The sequence below is a fragment of the Aestuariirhabdus litorea genome (assembly GCF_003864255.1).
Classification (GTDB): domain Bacteria; phylum Pseudomonadota; class Gammaproteobacteria; order Pseudomonadales; family Aestuariirhabdaceae; genus Aestuariirhabdus; species Aestuariirhabdus litorea.
On the sequence record NZ_QWEZ01000002.1, the window covers coordinates 182,649 to 199,690 of the forward strand.

17 protein-coding genes are annotated in these 17,042 nt (G+C 62.0%); 10 read left to right on the top strand and 7 right to left on the bottom strand.

Annotated elements, in window-relative coordinates; translation table 11 throughout:
• The first annotated feature begins 39 nt into the window (after positions 1-39).
• The 3 genes from D0544_RS10870 to D0544_RS10880 all read left to right on the top strand — a co-directional run bounded on the left by D0544_RS10870 (position 40) and on the right by D0544_RS10880 (position 2,753).
• A complete protein-coding gene (locus D0544_RS10870) occupies positions 40-918 on the top strand; it encodes an OmpA family protein (protein WP_125016090.1) in 879 nt (292 codons plus the stop codon).
• 89 nt (positions 919-1,007) lie between these two features.
• Complete coding sequence (gene ansA, locus D0544_RS10875) at positions 1,008-2,033, top strand: asparaginase (RefSeq protein ID WP_125016091.1); 1,026 nt, start codon at positions 1,008-1,010, stop codon at positions 2,031-2,033.
• A gap of 42 nt (positions 2,034-2,075) precedes the next feature.
• The gene (locus D0544_RS10880; protein ID WP_125016092.1) at positions 2,076-2,753 is read left to right on the top strand and encodes a hypothetical protein; all 678 of its coding nucleotides are present in this window, start codon (positions 2,076-2,078) and stop codon (positions 2,751-2,753) included.
• Between the two features lie 2 nt (positions 2,754-2,755).
• Here D0544_RS10880 and D0544_RS10885 read toward each other — a convergent pair whose 3' ends face one another.
• The 3 genes from D0544_RS10885 to D0544_RS10895 all read right to left on the bottom strand — a co-directional run bounded on the left by D0544_RS10885 (position 2,756) and on the right by D0544_RS10895 (position 6,709).
• Positions 2,756-4,963 carry a putative bifunctional diguanylate cyclase/phosphodiesterase gene (locus D0544_RS10885; RefSeq protein ID WP_125016093.1) on the bottom strand — a complete coding sequence of 736 codons (2,208 nt, stop codon included), beginning with the start codon at positions 4,961-4,963 and terminating at the stop codon, positions 2,756-2,758.
• A 60-nt stretch (positions 4,964-5,023) separates the two neighbouring features.
• Positions 5,024-5,794 (bottom strand): alpha/beta fold hydrolase, encoded by a 771-nt coding sequence (locus tag D0544_RS10890; protein WP_125016094.1) that lies wholly within the window; start codon positions 5,792-5,794, stop codon positions 5,024-5,026.
• Positions 5,795-5,863: 69 nt separating this feature from the next.
• Entirely contained in the window at positions 5,864-6,709 is an 846-nt protein-coding gene (locus D0544_RS10895) for an MBL fold metallo-hydrolase (RefSeq protein ID WP_125016095.1), read from the bottom strand.
• A gap of 196 nt (positions 6,710-6,905) precedes the next feature.
• Here D0544_RS10895 and D0544_RS10900 point away from each other — a divergent pair, with 196 nt between their 5' ends.
• From D0544_RS10900 to D0544_RS10915, 4 genes are all read left to right on the top strand, one after another.
• Positions 6,906-7,514 carry a glutathione S-transferase family protein gene (locus tag D0544_RS10900; RefSeq protein ID WP_125016096.1) on the top strand — a complete coding sequence of 203 codons (609 nt, stop codon included), beginning with the start codon at positions 6,906-6,908 and terminating at the stop codon, positions 7,512-7,514.
• 13 nt (positions 7,515-7,527) lie between these two features.
• Positions 7,528-8,187 carry a glutathione S-transferase family protein gene (locus D0544_RS10905; protein ID WP_125016097.1) on the top strand — a complete coding sequence of 220 codons (660 nt, stop codon included), beginning with the start codon at positions 7,528-7,530 and terminating at the stop codon, positions 8,185-8,187.
• Positions 8,188-8,343: 156 nt separating this feature from the next.
• The gene (locus tag D0544_RS10910) at positions 8,344-8,529 is read left to right on the top strand and encodes a hypothetical protein (RefSeq protein WP_125016098.1); all 186 of its coding nucleotides are present in this window, start codon (positions 8,344-8,346) and stop codon (positions 8,527-8,529) included.
• 80 nt (positions 8,530-8,609) lie between these two features.
• A complete protein-coding gene (locus tag D0544_RS10915) occupies positions 8,610-9,119 on the top strand; it encodes a HugZ family pyridoxamine 5'-phosphate oxidase (RefSeq protein WP_125016099.1) in 510 nt (169 codons plus the stop codon).
• 4 nt (positions 9,120-9,123) lie between these two features.
• On the opposite strand, the gene D0544_RS10920 is transcribed toward D0544_RS10915, so the two are convergent.
• The 3 genes from D0544_RS10920 to D0544_RS10930 all read right to left on the bottom strand — a co-directional run bounded on the left by D0544_RS10920 (position 9,124) and on the right by D0544_RS10930 (position 11,516).
• The gene (locus D0544_RS10920) at positions 9,124-9,846 is read right to left on the bottom strand and encodes a DUF3047 domain-containing protein (RefSeq protein WP_125016100.1); all 723 of its coding nucleotides are present in this window, start codon (positions 9,844-9,846) and stop codon (positions 9,124-9,126) included.
• Between the two features lie 22 nt (positions 9,847-9,868).
• The gene (locus D0544_RS10925; protein ID WP_125016101.1) at positions 9,869-10,822 is read right to left on the bottom strand and encodes a class I SAM-dependent methyltransferase; all 954 of its coding nucleotides are present in this window, start codon (positions 10,820-10,822) and stop codon (positions 9,869-9,871) included.
• A 139-nt stretch (positions 10,823-10,961) separates the two neighbouring features.
• Positions 10,962-11,516, bottom strand: coding sequence for an NnrU family protein (locus tag D0544_RS10930; RefSeq protein ID WP_164880907.1), 555 nt, complete (start codon positions 11,514-11,516; stop codon positions 10,962-10,964).
• Between the two features lie 107 nt (positions 11,517-11,623).
• On the opposite strand from D0544_RS10930, the gene pgl reads away from it, so the two are divergent.
• The gene (pgl, locus tag D0544_RS10935; RefSeq protein WP_125016103.1) at positions 11,624-12,364 is read left to right on the top strand and encodes a 6-phosphogluconolactonase; all 741 of its coding nucleotides are present in this window, start codon (positions 11,624-11,626) and stop codon (positions 12,362-12,364) included.
• Positions 12,365-12,382: 18 nt separating this feature from the next.
• Here pgl and edd read toward each other — a convergent pair whose 3' ends face one another.
• Positions 12,383-14,200, bottom strand: coding sequence for a phosphogluconate dehydratase (edd, locus tag D0544_RS10940; protein ID WP_125016104.1), 1,818 nt, complete (start codon positions 14,198-14,200; stop codon positions 12,383-12,385).
• Positions 14,201-14,403: 203 nt separating this feature from the next.
• On the opposite strand from edd, the gene D0544_RS10945 reads away from it, so the two are divergent.
• Both D0544_RS10945 and D0544_RS10950 read left to right on the top strand, forming a co-directional pair.
• The gene (locus D0544_RS10945; RefSeq protein ID WP_125016105.1) at positions 14,404-15,804 is read left to right on the top strand and encodes an efflux transporter outer membrane subunit; all 1,401 of its coding nucleotides are present in this window, start codon (positions 14,404-14,406) and stop codon (positions 15,802-15,804) included.
• The gene (locus tag D0544_RS10950; protein WP_125016106.1) at positions 15,804-17,042 is read left to right on the top strand and encodes an efflux RND transporter periplasmic adaptor subunit; all 1,239 of its coding nucleotides are present in this window, start codon (positions 15,804-15,806) and stop codon (positions 17,040-17,042) included. Before D0544_RS10945 ends, D0544_RS10950 begins: the two co-directional genes overlap by 1 nt.

Genomic DNA, 17,042 nt, shown 5'->3' on the forward strand with positions numbered 1-17,042 from the left:
TTAGTAACGCTTGCTATTAACCGCTGGAAAGGAACCCCCATGCAAATCTTAAGATCCCCCCGTTTACTCATTAGCTCGCTGATTTTATTCCTGCTCGGTGGCTGTGCTACCGAAGGCCCCTGGTATACCGACTGGCGCAACTGTGCCATGGCCGGTGCCGCTGTAGTGGGCGGTGCCGTAGCTGCCGACGACAAAGACTCTGCCCTCGGTGCGGCGGCAGGTGGCGCCATTGTCAGCGGTTTGATCTGCGCCGCCATCGATACCACGCCACCGGACTCTGATGGCGATGGCGTTACCGATGACAAGGACCAGTGTCCAGCCACTCCCATGGGAGCCAAGGTTGATGCCGTTGGCTGTGAGCTGGATAGCGATGGCGACGGTGTGGTTGACCGCCTCGACCAGTGCCCCAACACACCGCGTGGAACCCAGGTCGATCGTTACGGGTGCCCGGTGAAAAAAGCACCCCCTCCTGCACCGGTAGTGATGGACAGTGACGAGGATGGCGTACCCGATGATCGTGACTTCTGCCCGGATACCGAAAAAGGGGTTGTGGTGAACGTGATCGGTTGTGACTCCACCAAGCCAACCCTGTTGCGTGGCGTTAACTTCGAGTATGACTCCGCAGAGATCAAGGGCGAGTCCTATGCCATTCTTGATGATGCCGCCGACCGCTTGCGTCTGTTCCCGGAGGTGAAGGTCGAGATCGTGGGCTACACCGACAGCATCGGTAGCGAAGTCTACAATCAGGGCCTCTCTGAACGACGGGCAGAATCCGTGCGTTACTACCTGGTCAGCAAAGGCGTTAAGGACGATAACATCAAAGCCATTGGCCTTGGTGAGCAATACCCCATCGCCGATAACGCAACCGCAGCGGGACGCGCAGAAAACCGACGCATCGAGATTCGGGTAGCAAACTGAGCCCTAAGGGCTAATTAACGGCACCTTCGGGTGCCGTTTTTTATGCGCGCTCGTTACACTAGGCGGATCAGCAAGGGCAGGACATCAGCTTGAAAAAACGTATCTATATCGCTTACACCGGCGGCACCATCGGCATGCATCGTTCGCCCAAAGGCTACGTGGTTATGCCGGGATTTGCCCGCCTGATTGAGGAGAAGATCCCTCCGCGCCTTTCAGGCGAGATGCCCGACTACGATCTGCACGAATACCCGAACCAGATCGACAGCAGCAACATCGTACCCGCCGACTGGCTGGCGATCGCGAGGGACATCGCCAGTCGCTACCATGACTACGATGGCTTTGTGGTGCTGCACGGTACCGACACCATGGCCTACACCGCCTCCGCCCTCAGCTTCATGCTGCAGGGGCTCGCCAAGCCGGTGATCGTAACCGGCTCCCAGATCCCCCTCAGCGAAACCCGTAATGATGCCCAGGACAATCTGGTGACGGCCATTGAACTGGCTTGTGGCTTCGCCATTCCCGAGGTGTGCCTCTACTTCAACGGGCGGCTGCTCAGGGGCAACCGCAGTCTCAAGGTTAAAGCCACCGGCTTTGACGCCTTTGACAGCCCCAACTACCCCTGGCTGGCACAGATCGGGATTCATATCGAACCCAACCACAATGCCCTGATGAAGGCCCCCGCGGCCACCCGTTTCGAGTTGCCCGATGACTACGCCACCAACCGGGTGATCCCGATCCAGCTGTTCCCCGGTATCAGTGGTGAGCTGATCGATGCCGTCACGACGCTCAACTGCCGGGGGCTTATCCTGCGCAGCTACGGGGTTGGTAATGCCCCCGACAACGATCCCGGCCTGCTCAATGCCCTGGCGCGGGCCAATGCCCGGGGCACCATCATACTCAACCTGAGCCAGTGCCTGCAGGGAGGGGTGCATCAGGGCAGCTACGCGACCGGTTCCGCACTGTCCAGTGCGGGAGTTATCAGTGGCGGTGACATGACCCTTGAGGCCGCGTTCACCAAGTTACATCACTTGTTCGCCTGTGGTCTGGAGGAGCAGAAGATACGCGAGTTGATGGCGCGCAACCTGTGCGGGGAGTTGAGCGAACACACCAGCTGAAGCGATCATTGAGTTTTCCAGACCACCGCCTATGCTGGTTCCATGGAATGGAGATCGATCTGGATTGGGTCACTGATACTGCTGCTGGCTGGCTGTACGGCAGAGCAGAGATTCCGCCCGGAAAACCTGGCCAAGAGTGACCTCGACTTCATCGCCGACAGCCAGCTTGCCCAGATTGACCAACACCTGCAGCGGTTAATGCAGAAGCTTTACCGACGCAATCCAAGGGAGTTGGCCAAGACCCCCCAGGCCACCATCGCCAGCCGCACTCAACTGCTGTTTGACCTGCCTCCGCCACTGATCTTTGATGAGTTGGGGGGGCGCCAGTCGATCGACGCCATGCTACTGGCTCTCGACCCCGGATTCCGGGGGGATCGGGTATTCGCGCTGATGGTGGGGCTGACCGGTATGCTGCTCCAGGCCTACGACAACAAGTCGGAGTTTTTCCTGCTCGACCGGCTCGATGAGCAAAAACTCTATAACAGTGCTCGCAACATTGAGGTGTTGGCATGGCGCTTGAGAACCCGGGTGGATGTCACCGGTGCTCCCCTGATCCTCACCAACAGTCTCGATCCCCAGATGCCTAACCTCAGCTTCGAGCGTCTATTTGGCCAACTGATCGCTCTGCAAGACAGCATCGCCCAGGCCGTTGCCCAACGCAATCAGCGCACCATCAACCGGTTGGTACATGGGCTGGCGACCAGCTTTTTGCCGATCTAGGGTCAGGAGGCGGCGCCCCGCCCCTGCAACATACCGGCGATCTTTTGGGGCACCCCAACAAGGGACTCCAGCGACTGGGGCCGGCTCATCCAGTAGCCCTGGGCGATATCGCAACGATACGCCTCCAGACGGTGGTACTGATCCTCATCCTCGACCCCTTCGGCGACCACCTCCAGCTCCAGCTTATGGGCCATCGCGATGATCGCCTCGACGATCATCTGGTCGCTGCGGTCCCAGCTCAGGGTCTGGATAAAACTGCGATCGATCTTCAGCTTATTGATCGGCAGGCGTTTAACGTACGCCAGAGAGGAGTAGCCGGTGCCAAAGTCATCGATCGCGATCCCTATCCCCAGGGCCTGGACCCGGTTCAATATGCCGATCGCCTCATCCAGGTCACGCATCAGCACCGACTCGGTGATTTCGAGCTCCAGACGCCCCCTGCCAATACCGTGCTCCAGCACAGTGGCCTCGATTCGGGACAGCAGTTCGGGATCAGAGAACTGGGCCGGCGAGAGGTTGACGGCAATCATGCAGCCATCCCCCAGCAGCGCCTGCTCGTCACGTAACAGTCGGCAAGCCTCACGGATCACCCGGTAACCGATTTCACGAATCAAGCCAGACTGTTCCGCCACTCCGATAAAAGCATCGGGGTAGAGCAGCCCCTGCTGGGGATGACGCCAGCGGATAAGCGCCTCATACCCCATCACCTGGCGGGCAGTGAAGCTCACCAGCGGTTGCAAGTGGAGCTCAAACTGCTCAAGCTCCAGCGCCGATCTCAAGTCCTCCTCAATCCGCATCCGCTGGACTAGCTGGTCGCGCATGGCGTCATTGAACAGACGATACTGATGCTTTCCCTCACGCTTGGCGTCGTACATCGCCAGATCGGCATTACGCAGCAAGGTTTCCACTGTGCGCCCGTCCTCGGGCAACAGGGTGACACCGATCGAAACCGAGACAAGGAACTCCTTGCCGCCCACCGTCAAAGGCTCTTCAATGGCGCGGATCAGCTTGTCACAGACCCGGGTGATCGCCGAAGGCTCATGGGTATCCTGTAACAGGATGCCAAACTCATCCCCCCCCAGCCGCGCCACCAGATCACTTTCACGTACCACGGAGCGTAAGCGCTGGGCGACCTGAGCCAGCAGGTTATCCCCCGCCGTATGCCCCATGGAGTCATTGACCAGTTTAAAGTCATCCAGATCCAGGTAGAGCAGGGCGGCTCTGTCGCCGTCACGGTGCAATCTTTTCAGCACCAGCTCCAACTGCTCGTGCAGCAAGCGTCGATTGGCCAGTCCGGTCAGGGGGTCGTAAAACGCCAGTTCCTGCAGCCGGCGGGTCTTGTCCTCCACCACCTGGCGCAGTGTTTCAGGCTGGCGCAGTAACAGGTTTACCATCCAGGACACCAGCAACCCCGCCAGGAAACTCACCGGGTAGCCGAGCGAAAAAAGACTGTCCAGCGCCGACGGTGGCCGGCTCATCGCCAGTCGCCATTGGGCATTAGGCACCGCGATGGCGTATTCAAAGGCATCCTCGGCTACTGGGCTCTCACTTGAGGCGAAGGTGACCTGCTGGCGGCTGACCGGGTCAAAGCGCGACAGGCGATAGCGATAGCCCTTACGCTCCAGGGCCTCCAGATCGGTGACTTCAAGGAGATCTTCGAGGAAGATAAGTGCCGAGGTAAAGCCCCAGAAATACTCCTCTCCATCTCGATAGATAAATACCGGGTTGCGGCCAATGACGGCAATGCCTCCCTGTACCAGTTCAAAGGGGCCGGCAAGGGTCATCCTGCGACTGGCGATCGCTTTATGGGCCTCCTCGCGGCGGCTATCGTCGTTGAGGATGTCATGGCCCAGGGCTTTTTCATTACCCTCCAGCGGATACACTTTGCGAATCACCCCATCCGGGGCCAGCTGAAGGTTGGAGACACCGCCGATCGCCTGGATAACACCATGGGCGTACTCATCAAAGTCGCGAAAATCGCCCCCCTGCTGGCGTACTTCCTGAGCCAGGATGTCGGTGGAGGAGAGCGAGCGAGACAGGCGACGCTCGATGGCCGACGCCTCGGAATCCACCAGCTGCTGCATCAGCAAGCGCTGCTCGTTCTGGGCCGAACGGTAAGAGAGCTGGGTCCAGTAACTTCCTAATGCAAACACGGCTGCAAAACAGAGCAACGCGGTGAGCAGGCGGTGTGAGTACTTAAATTGTGGCATCGCAGCAAGACTAACAGCTCTATTACCAATACCCCATATGAAAGGGCAAATATATATCCGCTAGCCGGCCTGGAGAAAGCGCAGGCTCAGGGTACAAAAGAGATCGGGTTTTTCTGCGTGCAACCAATGGCCGGTGCCGCTGATCACCTTCAGCTCAGCATGGGGGAAGAGTTTGGCAACCCGGTCTCGGTGGCGCGGCAGTATGTAGTCCGAGTTACCCCCTTTGATAAAGAGGGTCGGCCCTTCGAAAGGGGTTCCCTGCTGACCACGCATAATGTTCTGGTACTGGCCATGGAGGACCGGCAGATTAACCCGCCAGCCGAAGCCCCCCAACCCGTCACTGCGACGTACCAGGTTTTTTAACAGGAAGGAGCGCACCGCCAGCTCGTGGACAAAGGGGGCCAGTAACCGGTCCGCCTCGGCCCTTGAGGTCAGCGTGGCGGGATCAAAACTGAGAAGCCCCTTGAAGATGTCGCGGTGGTGATCCTCGTAAGTGACCGGCGCGATATCGGCCACAATCAACCGGCTGACCCGCTCGGGATGGCTGAGCGCCAGCTGCATCGCCACTTTGCCCCCCATCGAGTGTCCCAGCAGATTGACCCGCTGCAGCTGCTGCTGCTCCATAAAGCGTAACAGGTCTCCCACCATCAGCTCGTAGCTCATCAGGTCCTGATGGGGTGAGCGTCCGTGGTTGCGCATGTCCAGTGAGTAAACGGTGAAATGGGCACTGAACTGTTTGGCCAGGTAGCCGAGGTTCTCCAGCGAACCGAAGAGTCCGTGGATCAGCAGCAGGGGCTCTCCCTCACCGTCTTTGCGAAAATGCAGGTTCATCCGGGTTTTGTCCTCAACCAACGCAGCGCAGGATTATACATCGCCCGAGGCGCGGCGGCAGTCCCTGCCTCAGGCGGTCGGCAGCTCCACCCGACTGGTAACCGGCCGGCTCAGGTCCACTGCCAAGGCTCCGGACACCAGGTTGATGGCGGAGATATTGTAGCCGGTAAAGCGTGCCACCCACCCCTCTGGCCCCAACAGTCGGTCACTGATCTGGCGTGTGCTGTGTCCCTGGCGCGCGAGCCGCTGTGCCTCATCACACAGGCTGAGCAGGTTATCGAGCTTCTCCTGCAGCGAGGCCTTTCCCTGCTCTACGATGCCCCGATGGGGGCAAAACAGCACCTCAAAGTCGAGCTCCAGCACCTTGCCGATGCTGTCGATCAGCTGGCTCAGGTTTTCATCCACCCGCAGCATCCTCAGGGACTTGGCGATGTAGAGGTCGCCACTGAAAAACCAGCCTTGCTGGGGCAGGAAAAAGCAGGTGAGATCCCTGGCGTGGCCAGGGGTATGGATCGGGTACAGCGTCCCCCCATCGGCCAGCTCAACCCGCTCCGGCAGCGGGTCCGTCGCCACAGGCTGTGCCCGCCCCCAAACCAGGCGTTGCAACGCCGGGGTTGCAAACCCCTGGCGCAGCTTTGTGCGGGCCAGCTCGGGCGCCAGGGGCCTGATACCGAACTGGCGCGCGATCCTGGCCGCATTGCCGCTGTGATCCTCGTGGTGGTGCGTAATCAGCAGCTGCTCGACCCGCCGCTCGGAAAGAAATTGGCGCACCGGTCGCCACTGGTTTGAGGGCCCACAATCGATCAGGGTAGAGCCGATCCGATAGAGGATGAAGGTGGTGTTGATACCGGCGTTGAGGCGCCCCACTCGGACCCCCTCCACGCCATCGTGCTGTAAGCGCTGGCGAATGGGCATAATCAATTCAGGTTAGATTGTCCGCCGATGCTCCGGAAAGCGCGCTGGGTGAGCAATGGCAAAAAGCAACGATCCGGCTGTCAAAATAGACCAGAATCCTCCTTCAGCAGACAGGCACCCCTGCTTATCCCTTGATCGCTGGCGTCTAACTGTTTACCGTCCCAACACAGAACAACGACAAAAAAGCTGGAGCACCATGAAAATACTGGAAACCAAAACGGCCCCCAATGCCCGCCGCGTGCGTATGTTCCTTGCCGAGAAGGGGGTGGATATCGAGTACATCCAGGTCGATATCACCCAGGGCGAGAACCTCAGCCCCGATTTTCGCAGCAAGAACCCCTGGGGGAAGGTGCCGGTTCTCGAGCTGGGCGATGGCACCTGCATCGCCGAGTCGATCGCGATCTGCCGCTATTTTGAGGAGACTGTCCCCGAGCCGCCACTGATGGGCCGCGATCCCCTGGAGAGGGCCCAGATCGAGATGTGGCAACGGCGCATGGAGTTTTCCCTGATGCTCAGCGTGGGGATGGCTTTCCAACACCTGTCCGGTTTTTTCAAAGACCGCATGACCCCGGTCAAGGAGTGGGGCGAGATCAACAAAGAGGCGGTCAGCAAGCTGCTCGCCCAGCTGGACCACCACCTCGCCAGCAGCACCTACATCGCCGGAGAGCAGTTTTCCGTCGCCGATATCACCGCCCTGTGCGCCATCGACTTCGCCCGTGTAATTGATGTCCGTCCTACGCCCGAGCAGACCCACCTGACGCGCTGGCACCAGCAGGTCTCCAGCCGTCCCAGTGCCAAAGCCTGATTGAGGAACCTCCATGATCGACCTCTATACCGCCGCCACTCCCAATGGCTACAAGATCAGCATCGCGCTGGAAGAGATGGCCCTGCCCTATAACCTGATTCCCCTCAACCTGATGGCCGGGGAGCAGAAACAGCCCGATTTCCTCAAGATCTGCCCCAACGGCCGCATCCCCGCCATCGTGGACCGCGACAACGACGACTTCGCGGTTTTTGAATCGGGCGCCATCCTCATCTACCTGGCGGAAAAGTCGGGTAAGTTTCTTCCTACCGAGCCCAAGGCCCGCTCGCAGGTATTGCAGTGGCTGATGTTCCAGATGGGCGGGATCGGACCGATGATGGGGCAGGCCAACGTCTTTTACCGCTATTTCCCCGAGACCATTCAGCCGGCTATCGACCGCTACCAGCACGAGTGCCGACGCTTGTTTGAAGTGCTCAACGACCGCCTCGCCCACCACGAATACCTGGTCGATGACTACAGCATCGCCGATATGGCCAACTGGGCCTGGGTTCGCACTCACGAGTGGTCCGGTGTACCGGTAGAGGGACTGGAACACCTGCAGCGCTGGATCAACGCCCTTTACCAGCGTCCTGCCTGCAAAAAGGGGATCACCTTGCCCCCAAGACAGGATGCCTCGACCGTCACCAAGGCCGGCAGCTCGATGATTACCCGCTAGCCCCGACCGGCGGGCGGGGCCCCTGCCCCCTCGCCGTACTTATAGGATTCCCGTCTTACTGACGCTGTTTGATCGAAAAAACCTCTAAAGCGACCCGCCCCTCTTTCCTATACTTGTACCAGGTGTGCCATTTTGGCCCCCTAAGGAGACGGTGCGATGAAAAACAGCCCACAGCAACATCAGATCCTCAATGTACTTTCTACCTCGCTGGTTGAACTGGTGATGTACCGCCACGGCAAGGATATCTCCCCCAAACTGGTCAAGCTCGGTGCCAAGCTGCACGCACGGCTCTACGCCATGCCTGCCGACACCACTGAGGATGGCTGGAAATACCCCTGCTAACCCAAGCCCCTGCGCCTGTTATCCCCCCTTCGCCCCGGCTACAATGCCCGCTCGTTTGAACAGATTGGAGCCATGGGGCGGTGACGGATAATCACAAACCAAAGGGGGAGGAGCTTCCCCCAAGCGCACAGTTCAAGGCGTTTTTGCAAACGCGCAACAGCCTGATGCTGGCGACGCTGGACAGCGATGGAATGCCGCTTGCCAGTTATGCGCCCTGCTACTGCGATCAGGAGAGTTTTTTTGTCTTCCTCAGCGAACTCGCGCCCCACACAGCTCCCCTGCTAAAGGGGGGGGCCCTGTCGATCCTGCTGATCGAAGATGAAGCCCAGTGCAACAACCCGTTTCGTCGGGTGCGACTCAGCTGCCAGGCACGGGTGCAACCCATTGTGCGCGAGAGCGAGCACTGGGCCCCACTGATTGCCCAGCTGCAGCAGCGTCTTGGCAAGACAGTGCAGCTGCTCAAACAGTTGGGGGATTTTCACCTGTTCCGGATTACACCCACCCACGGCACCTTCGTCAGTGGATTTGGCCACGCCTACCGCGTACAGGGACTCGACAGCCAAAGCCTGGAGGCGATCAGCGGGCGCTGAGCGCTCAGGGCGACAGCAGTCGAATCTCCGCAAAACAGGCCGACGCCTGCTCACCCGTGTTATCGGCGTCACTCATCAGCGCAATGCCGGAGATGGGAGGGGGCTCGGCGTTGAAAGCCCGACGGTAATCGGCAGCGATATCGCGGCGCTCCTCCAGCCACTGGTCAGTGACATCCCCACGCCCCCTGACCACCAGCATCATCGAGTTATCCACGTAGGGGCTGACGGCCATCGCCCCGGCCGCTTCGGCACTGCCCCAGACGTAGTTGAGTACCGCCTGCGGAGGGTACTCCCCGTAGATCAAGCGATAACCTTCATACTGGATCCGCTGGCCAAATCCCGCCTGCTCCGGCTGGTAGGCAAAGCTGATGTAGACACGGGCGGGGAAATCATCGCCATCCCGTTGCCCCAGACGCGCCTTCTCGTAGGTGTTGGAGATCCGCCAGCGCCAAGCCAGATAAGGGTATTGTTCAACAGGGGCATCGATGCGATAGATCAGACCCGATGCCGACCCTTTGGCATCGGCACAGACGAGCGGGCGCCCCTTGTCATTGAGAAAGTGGTATTGGGTCGGTTCCCGCCCCGAGAAGGTTAAGGGCTGCCAACCGGTCGGCGGCTGCCCCTCGACCAGGGGGTGTTCTCCCAGCAGGGGAATCGGCTGTGCGTGGAGGCGGACAGGTAGCAGCACCAGCAACCCCAGCACAAAGTAACCGCAACGCATCCCCATGCCCAATTCTCCTCAGTAACCCCTAACCATCATAGCGGTAAAGCAGCAGCTTCAGCCCCTTGTTGGTGTCCTGCTCGGGAAAATCCTCTCCGGTTTCAATGCGCCGCACGAAGCCTAGTGCGTCACCCGCCCCCTTGACCGCCTGCTGCACAAAGTCGACCCCCAGATCCGGATCGTTCAGGCACAGCAGTACCTCGCCCCCTGGGGCCAGTAGCTCCGGCAGGCGAGCAACCACCTTCTGGTAGTGGCGCTCCGCCTCGAAGCTCCCCTTCTGGAACGAGGGGGGATCGACGATCACCCGATCAAAAGGCCCTTTGCGCTTGAGCTTGCCCCAGGACTTGAGCAGGTCATGGGGCAAAAACTCAACCCGACCCAGGTCGATGCCGTTAAGGCGATGGTTGATCCACCCCTTTTGCAATGAGCGCTGGCTCATGTCCAGGTTGACCACCCGCTGGGCACCGCCGAGCATGGCGACCACCGAAAAGGCACAGGTGTAAGCGAACAGGTTGAGCACCCGCGCCCCCTCAGAGTGCTCCCTTAACCACTGGCGCCCGGTGGCCATATCGAGAAACAGGCCGCTGTTCTGCTGTTTACCCAGCTCCAGCTGGTAGCGGGCACCTGCTTCGATCACGATCGGTTGTGGCTGTAGCTCCCCCAAAAGCACTTCGGTGGGCGCCCCCGGCAGATAGCGTCGCTGCAGCAACAGGGCCTGCAGAGGCTCCCCCTTGCAGCGATGCGCCAGCGCCTGCAGCGCCGCCACCAACTCAGCCAGCGGCTCCTCACCCACCTCCCGGTAGAGGGTCAGTAGCCATTGGCGCCCGAGGGCATCTAAATTAATGGCCTCCAGGCCCGGGAAGCAGTGGCCGCGACCGTGGAACAGTCGACGTACATTATCGGAGATGGGGCTGGCCCGCCCGGCTGCCTGCTGCAGCAGAGGTTCCCAGCACCCGTCGATGGGTTGGGCTGTTGTTGTCATAGCATACCTGTGAAGCACGCCCCGGGGGCACTGTGACAGCGCTTTGCGGGCGGATTGACCGGCAGCTGTGGTTGCCGGACGAGAGCCCTATTCTACCCCAAGCACCACCGATCCGCAGGCCCAGCGGGGACACGCTATCTTAAAACAGCGGCACCCCAAACAGCTTGCCGTGGAACATCAGCACGCCTGTCCACAGCGCACTACCGACCAGCACCACCAGCAGGTCCCAGTACCAGGGCTGTTTGATGCGGGCACGGGTGGCACCGCGCCGATTGGCGGAGGCGATCGCCACCACCGAGTAGGCGGCAAAACCGCCAAACAGGATGGCCGAAGCCTGGTCGCCATTGGCCAGCAGATGGCCCAGGGCCCACAGGATCACCCCACCCAGCATCGGATGCGGCGTCAGGCGACGCAGGTTGGAGGGGAGATAGGCGGCCACCAGCAGGATAAAGCCCAGCAGCACCAGAGGTGCCGTAAAGGCCCGTCCCCAGGAGGGAGGGGTCCAGAGAGGCACCATAGGGGCCTGCCCCTTGCCCATAACGATCATCACCAGCGCCAGGGCGGATATGAGGGCAAACAGTCCGCGGTAGGGGAGTGCCCCCAACCGTTCCACCAGTCCGGCGCGCAGCGAGACCGCCGTCGGCAGCAGATGGATGGCAATAAATAACAACATTCCAGACACCAGCAGGGTCATCGTTCTCTCCTTGTTCCGATCATTCGGGATGCCCACCAGCATATCAGCGCTTACCCCCAACCCCAACTTCCCTTGCAGGCCGATCCCCTGCACCCTAGTATCGAGCCATGAACCCGACGTTCCCCGATATGCCGCGCCCCGCACCTTCACCCCTGCTCGCCGGCCGCTGGCACCCCTTCGACCACCACGCCCATTGCTGCCAGCGCCTGGCGCAGGTGATGGCGAGCCAACTCAGTCGGCGTCTCAAGCAGCAGCCCCGCGCCAGCCTGGTGCTCTCCGGCGGTTCCACCCCCGCCCCCCTGTTTGATCGGCTCGCCACCTATGAGCTGCCCTGGGATCGGGTCGATACCACCCTGGCCGATGACCGCTGGGTCGCTCCAGACTCCCCCGACAGCAACCTGCACCTGTTGCGGACGCACTTGCTCCAGGGGCCGGCCAGCGCCACCCACCTGATCCCTCTGGTGGGGGAAGAAGCGGGCCCGGAGCAGGGGCAGGCCGCCTGCGAGCGACGCCTGCAAGAGATGAAGTGGCCGATCGACCTCCTGCTGCTGGGGATGGGCAACGACGGTCACACCGCATCCCTTTTTCCCGGCTCCCCGGGGCTGGACGCGGCAATGGCCCTCGACCGCACACAACGCTGCTGGGCGATGCGGGCTCCCAGCGCGCCGCAGCAGCGCATCAGCCTGGGGCTGGCTCCCCTGGCCGGCGCCGCTGATATATTCTTATTGCTGAAAGGGGAGGAGAAGTACCAGACCCTGACTCGCGCGCTGGCGAGTCAGGACCCGGTGCAGATGCCGATTTGTGCGCTCCTCAGCCTACCGCAATTACAGGTCTGGTGGAGCCCCTGAGGGCGGAGCCCGCAGGGGTCAGAAACTGTCGAGTGGGAATTGGGTGGCGCCGGTGTCGGCGCTGCTGGCCTGGCGACGAAACAGGGTAAAGAGCTCTCGGCCGCATCCCTGTGGGTCAACGGCGGGCACCGGGTCAGGCTCCCGAGCAGCCAGCAGGTCGGGGTCGACCAGCAGTTCCAGCTCGCCGTGCTCGCAATCGACCCTGATCAGGTCACCATCGCGCACCCTGGCCAACAGCCCGCCCCGTGCCGCCTCCGGGCACAGGTGTATCGCCGCGGGGACCTTGCCGGAGGCGCCCGACATACGTCCATCGGTAACCAACGCAACCCGATAGCCCCGATCCTGCAACACCCCCAACACCGGGGTCAGCTTGTGCAGTTCGGGCATACCCCGCGCAACGGGCCCCTGGAAGCGGACCACCGCTACCAGATCCCGGTTCAGCTCACCCGCTTCAAAGGCGCGCTCAAGCGCATGCTGATCGTCAAACACCCGCGCCTCAGCCTCCACGACCCGCTGGCTGGGCACAACCGCCGAGACCTTGATCATGGCGCGGCCCAGGTTTCCCTGCAGCAGGCGCAGCCCCCCCTGGGCATCGAACGGGCGCTCAAGGCTGGTCAAGACTTCGCCATCGTCGTTGCCACCGGTAGCCGGCTGCCAGCAAAAGGCTCCCTCCACCAGCGCCGGTACCCGCCGATAGTGCTCCAGCCCGGTGCCCGCCACGGTCGACACCTCTTCGTGCAGAAGCCCACCTCGCCCCAGCTCCTGCAGCAGCCGAGGAATCCCGCCCGCCTGCTGGAAGGCGTTGATATCGGCCGGCCCGTTGGGGTAGATGCGCGCCAGCAGTGGCACCACCGAAGAGAGCCGATCAAAATCCTCCCAGCGCAAGTCGATGCCGGCGGCGGCAGCGATAGCGGGCAGGTGCAGGCTATGGTTGGTGGAGCCACCACTGGCCAGCAACCCGACCATGCCATTGACCAGGCTGCGTTCATCCAACACTTTCCACAGCGGGGTCGGTTCACTGCCCGCTTCACTCAGGGCGACCACCCGCTCACCCGCCATCCGGGTAAGCCATTCACGGCGTTCATCCCGGGGGTGCACGAAGGCACTGCCGGGCAGCTGAAGGCCCATCACCTCCATCAGCAGTTGGTTACTGTTGGCGGTGCCGAAAAAGGTACAGGTACCCTCACCGTGGTAGGCACGGGTTTCCGCCTCCAATAGCGCTTCCCGGTCCACTTTACCCTCGGCGTACTGCTGGCGCACCTTTGCCTTCTCCGGGTTTGAGATACCGCTACTCATCGGCCCGGCCGGCACAAAAAGCGCCGGCAAGTGACCAAAGCGCAAAGCGCCGAGCAGCAGGCCAGGGACAATCTTGTCGCACACCCCGAGGCACAGCAGGCCATCAAACAAATTGTGGCTCATGGCCACCGCGGTGGACATGGCGATCAGGTCGCGACTGAACAGGCTCAACTCCATCCCCGGCTGGCCCTGGGTCACACCGTCGCACATCGCCGGCACGCCGGCGGCGAATTGGGCAGTTCCCCCTGCCGAAGCCACCGCCGTCTTAAGCTGCTGCGGGTACTCCCCCAACGGCTGGTGCGCCGACAACAGGTCATTGTAGGAGGAGACGATGGCAATATTGGGGACGTCCATCTGCCGTAGCCGAATGCGGTCGGGGCCCGGTGCGGCGGCCATGGCGTGGGCCAGGTTGCTGCAGGAGAGTTCCTGCCGCAGGGGCCGGCTTCGGCGTGCATCGGCCATCTGCTGCAGGTAGCGCTCGCGGGTCGGTTTGCTGCGCTCGATCATATCCCGGGTCACCTGCTCAACTACCGCGTGCATTCGCTGCTCCTGATAAAATAAAAGGAAAGCTGTCTCCAGCCCAACATCCCGGGGAGTTACCCAGAAGAGCCTACCCTGCCAAGCCTATTCCTGACTGTAAAGGTCGAGTAAGGGTATAGGAAGATGCCTTGGCAGTGGCGTACACTAAATTGGTTATTAACCCGAACCCTGACTGCATTTTCTGGCACACGACTGCTGCTCACATGCCCCAACCGTTTCAACTTACCGTATCCATGCTCGGCTGTCTGCTACTGGCAAGCTGTAGCACCATCGATAGCCGGGTCGAGCCCTCCACCCCCATCGTCGCTAACCAGTGGTCCGCCGACGAGTTGCAGCAGCAGATGGACCGCGAGCCCTGGCTGGACAGTTTTTCCAACTCCGGACTCAACCAGCTGGTGGCCGAGGCGCTGGCCGCCAACTACTCACTGCGTGCGGCCCGGGCTCGCAGCGAGGTCGCCCTTGCTAAAGCACGCATTGCGGGCGCCGATCGCTACCCCGAACTCAACGCCGGCCTGGATGCGCTGCGGCGCAAGCAGACCCAGGGGGGCGAGTCGACCATCGATAACAGCTTCTCCGCCGAGCTGGAACTGGTATGGGAGCTGGACCTTTGGGGCAGGCTCGATGCCAGCACCCAGGCGGCCCTCAATGACTACCTCGCCAGCCAGGCGGAGTTTGAGCAGGCTCGTTTCCAGCTGGCCGCCGATGTCGCCAGCGCCTGGTTCAACCTCAGCGAGGCGCGCATGCAGCTCGACCTGGTGGAGCGACGCCTCAACAACCAGTCCAGCAACCTGGAGATCATTCGCCAGAACTACCTCAGTGGTCTTAGCGACTCCCTTGATCTCTACCTGGCCCGGGCTGATCTGGAGGGGGACCGTAGCCGTCGCCAGGCCCGCCTTCAAACACTGAAACAACGTACCCGTGAGCTGGAGATCCTGCTGGGTCGCTACCCGGCCACCGCCCTTGAGGCGCCCGCCTCGGTGCCCACCCTTACAGAGCCCCCGCCGGCCGGCCTCCCCTCAGAGCTGCTGCAACGCCGGCAGGACCTGATCGCCGCCCGCCTTAGCCTGCGAGCGGCTGACCTGCGCGCCGAGGAGGCCCACCTGCAGCGCTATCCCCGCCTGCGCCTGACCGCCACCGGCGGCACGCGAAGCGACGAGCTGGGCGACCTGCTGCGCAGCGACTACCTCGGCTGGTCCCTGTTGGGGGGGCTGACCGCTCCGCTCTTCAATGCTGGCCGACTGGAAGCCGGAGAGCTCCAGGCCCGCGCCCGCACCCGGGAAGCCGAGGCTGACTACTCCGCTACGGTGCAGCGGGCCTTTGCCGAGGTTGAACAGGCGCTCGGCGACGAAGGACTCCTGCTGGAGCAGCAGCGGGCCCTGAAAAACGCCGCCACCGACTCCATCAGCGCCGAAAAGCTGGCCTTCGAGAGCTACCGTTCCGGGCTGGTGGAGTTTGTTACCGTGCTGGAGTCCCAACGCCGTAGTTTCGACGCCCAGAGTGCCGAGATCGAGGTGCGCAACCGGCTGCTGCAAAACCGCATTAATCTCTATCTGGCGCTGGGCGGCGATTTTGCCCTCTCCCCCAGCCCCCTCGAGGAACCCTGATGTCCCGTTTGCGTAAAGCGATCCCCCCCCTGCTGGTGCTGGGCCTGAGCCTGGCCGCGGTGCATTACATCATCAACAACAAGCCCGCCCCGAGCCAGCGTCCCCAACCCCGCGCAGCGCTTTCCGTCGAGGCCCTGACCCTGGTGCCGACCGACTACCAGGTGGTACTCAGCAGCCACGGTACGGTCCATCCCCATACCCAGGGCAGCCTGATTCCGGAGGTCTCCGGCACCATTGTCGCGGTCTCCGACAACTTCCGCGAAGGGCGTTTCTTCGACAAGGGGGAGGTACTGCTGAGGATCGATGACCGTGACTATCAAGCCGCCCTCACCATTGCCCGCGCGGCATTAATCCAGGCCCGGTTTGAGCTTCAGGAGGAGCAGGCCCGGGCCGCGCAGGCGAAGCGGGACTGGGAGCGGCTCGGCGAAGCCGGCGAGCCCACCCCACTGGTGCTTCGCGAGCCCCAGCTGGCCGCCGCCCGCGCAAAAATTGCTTCGACCGAAGCCCAGTACACCCAGGCCGAGCTCGACCTTCAGCGCACCCGCATCCGCGCCCCCTACGCCGGTCGCATCCTCAGCAAACAGGTGGATATTGGCCAGTTTGTCACCAGTGGCAGCGAGCTGGCGGAGATCTACGCCATCGACTTCGTGGAGGTACGCCTGCCGCTCAACAGCCGCCAGCTCGAGTTCGTTGAGATTCCCGAGCTCTACCGCGGTAACCGACCCCAGGCCGACCTGCGCTACCCCGACGTCACCATCAAAGCACGCCTGGGCCGATCCGAATACCATTGGCAAGGGCGGATCGTGCGCGCTGAAGGGGCGGTGGACAGCGGTTCCCGCCAGCTCTTTGTGGTGGCGCGGGTCGATGACCCTTACGGCAACGACGGCAGCCAGCGCCCTCCCCTCAAGATCGGCCAGTTTGTCGAAGCCGAAATCCAGGGCACCCTGCTGCGCGATGTCTACGTGATGCCACGCAGCGCGCTGCGCCAGGATAACCAGATCGCACTGGTCAAGGACAACAAGCTGCAGCGCCTTCCGGTTGAGCTGGTCTGGAGCGATCCCGACGCAGCCGTCATTGAGGGGCCACTGCAAAGCGGTGAGCAGCTGGTGATCTCACCCACCGGCAGCGCCATCAGCGGCACGCCGGTGACCATCAGCACCCTCGATGGCAAGGCCCAGCTCGCCAGCCAGCCGGCCAAAGCGGCCCCCACCGATGCCTCACCGGGGCAGGGGAGCTAA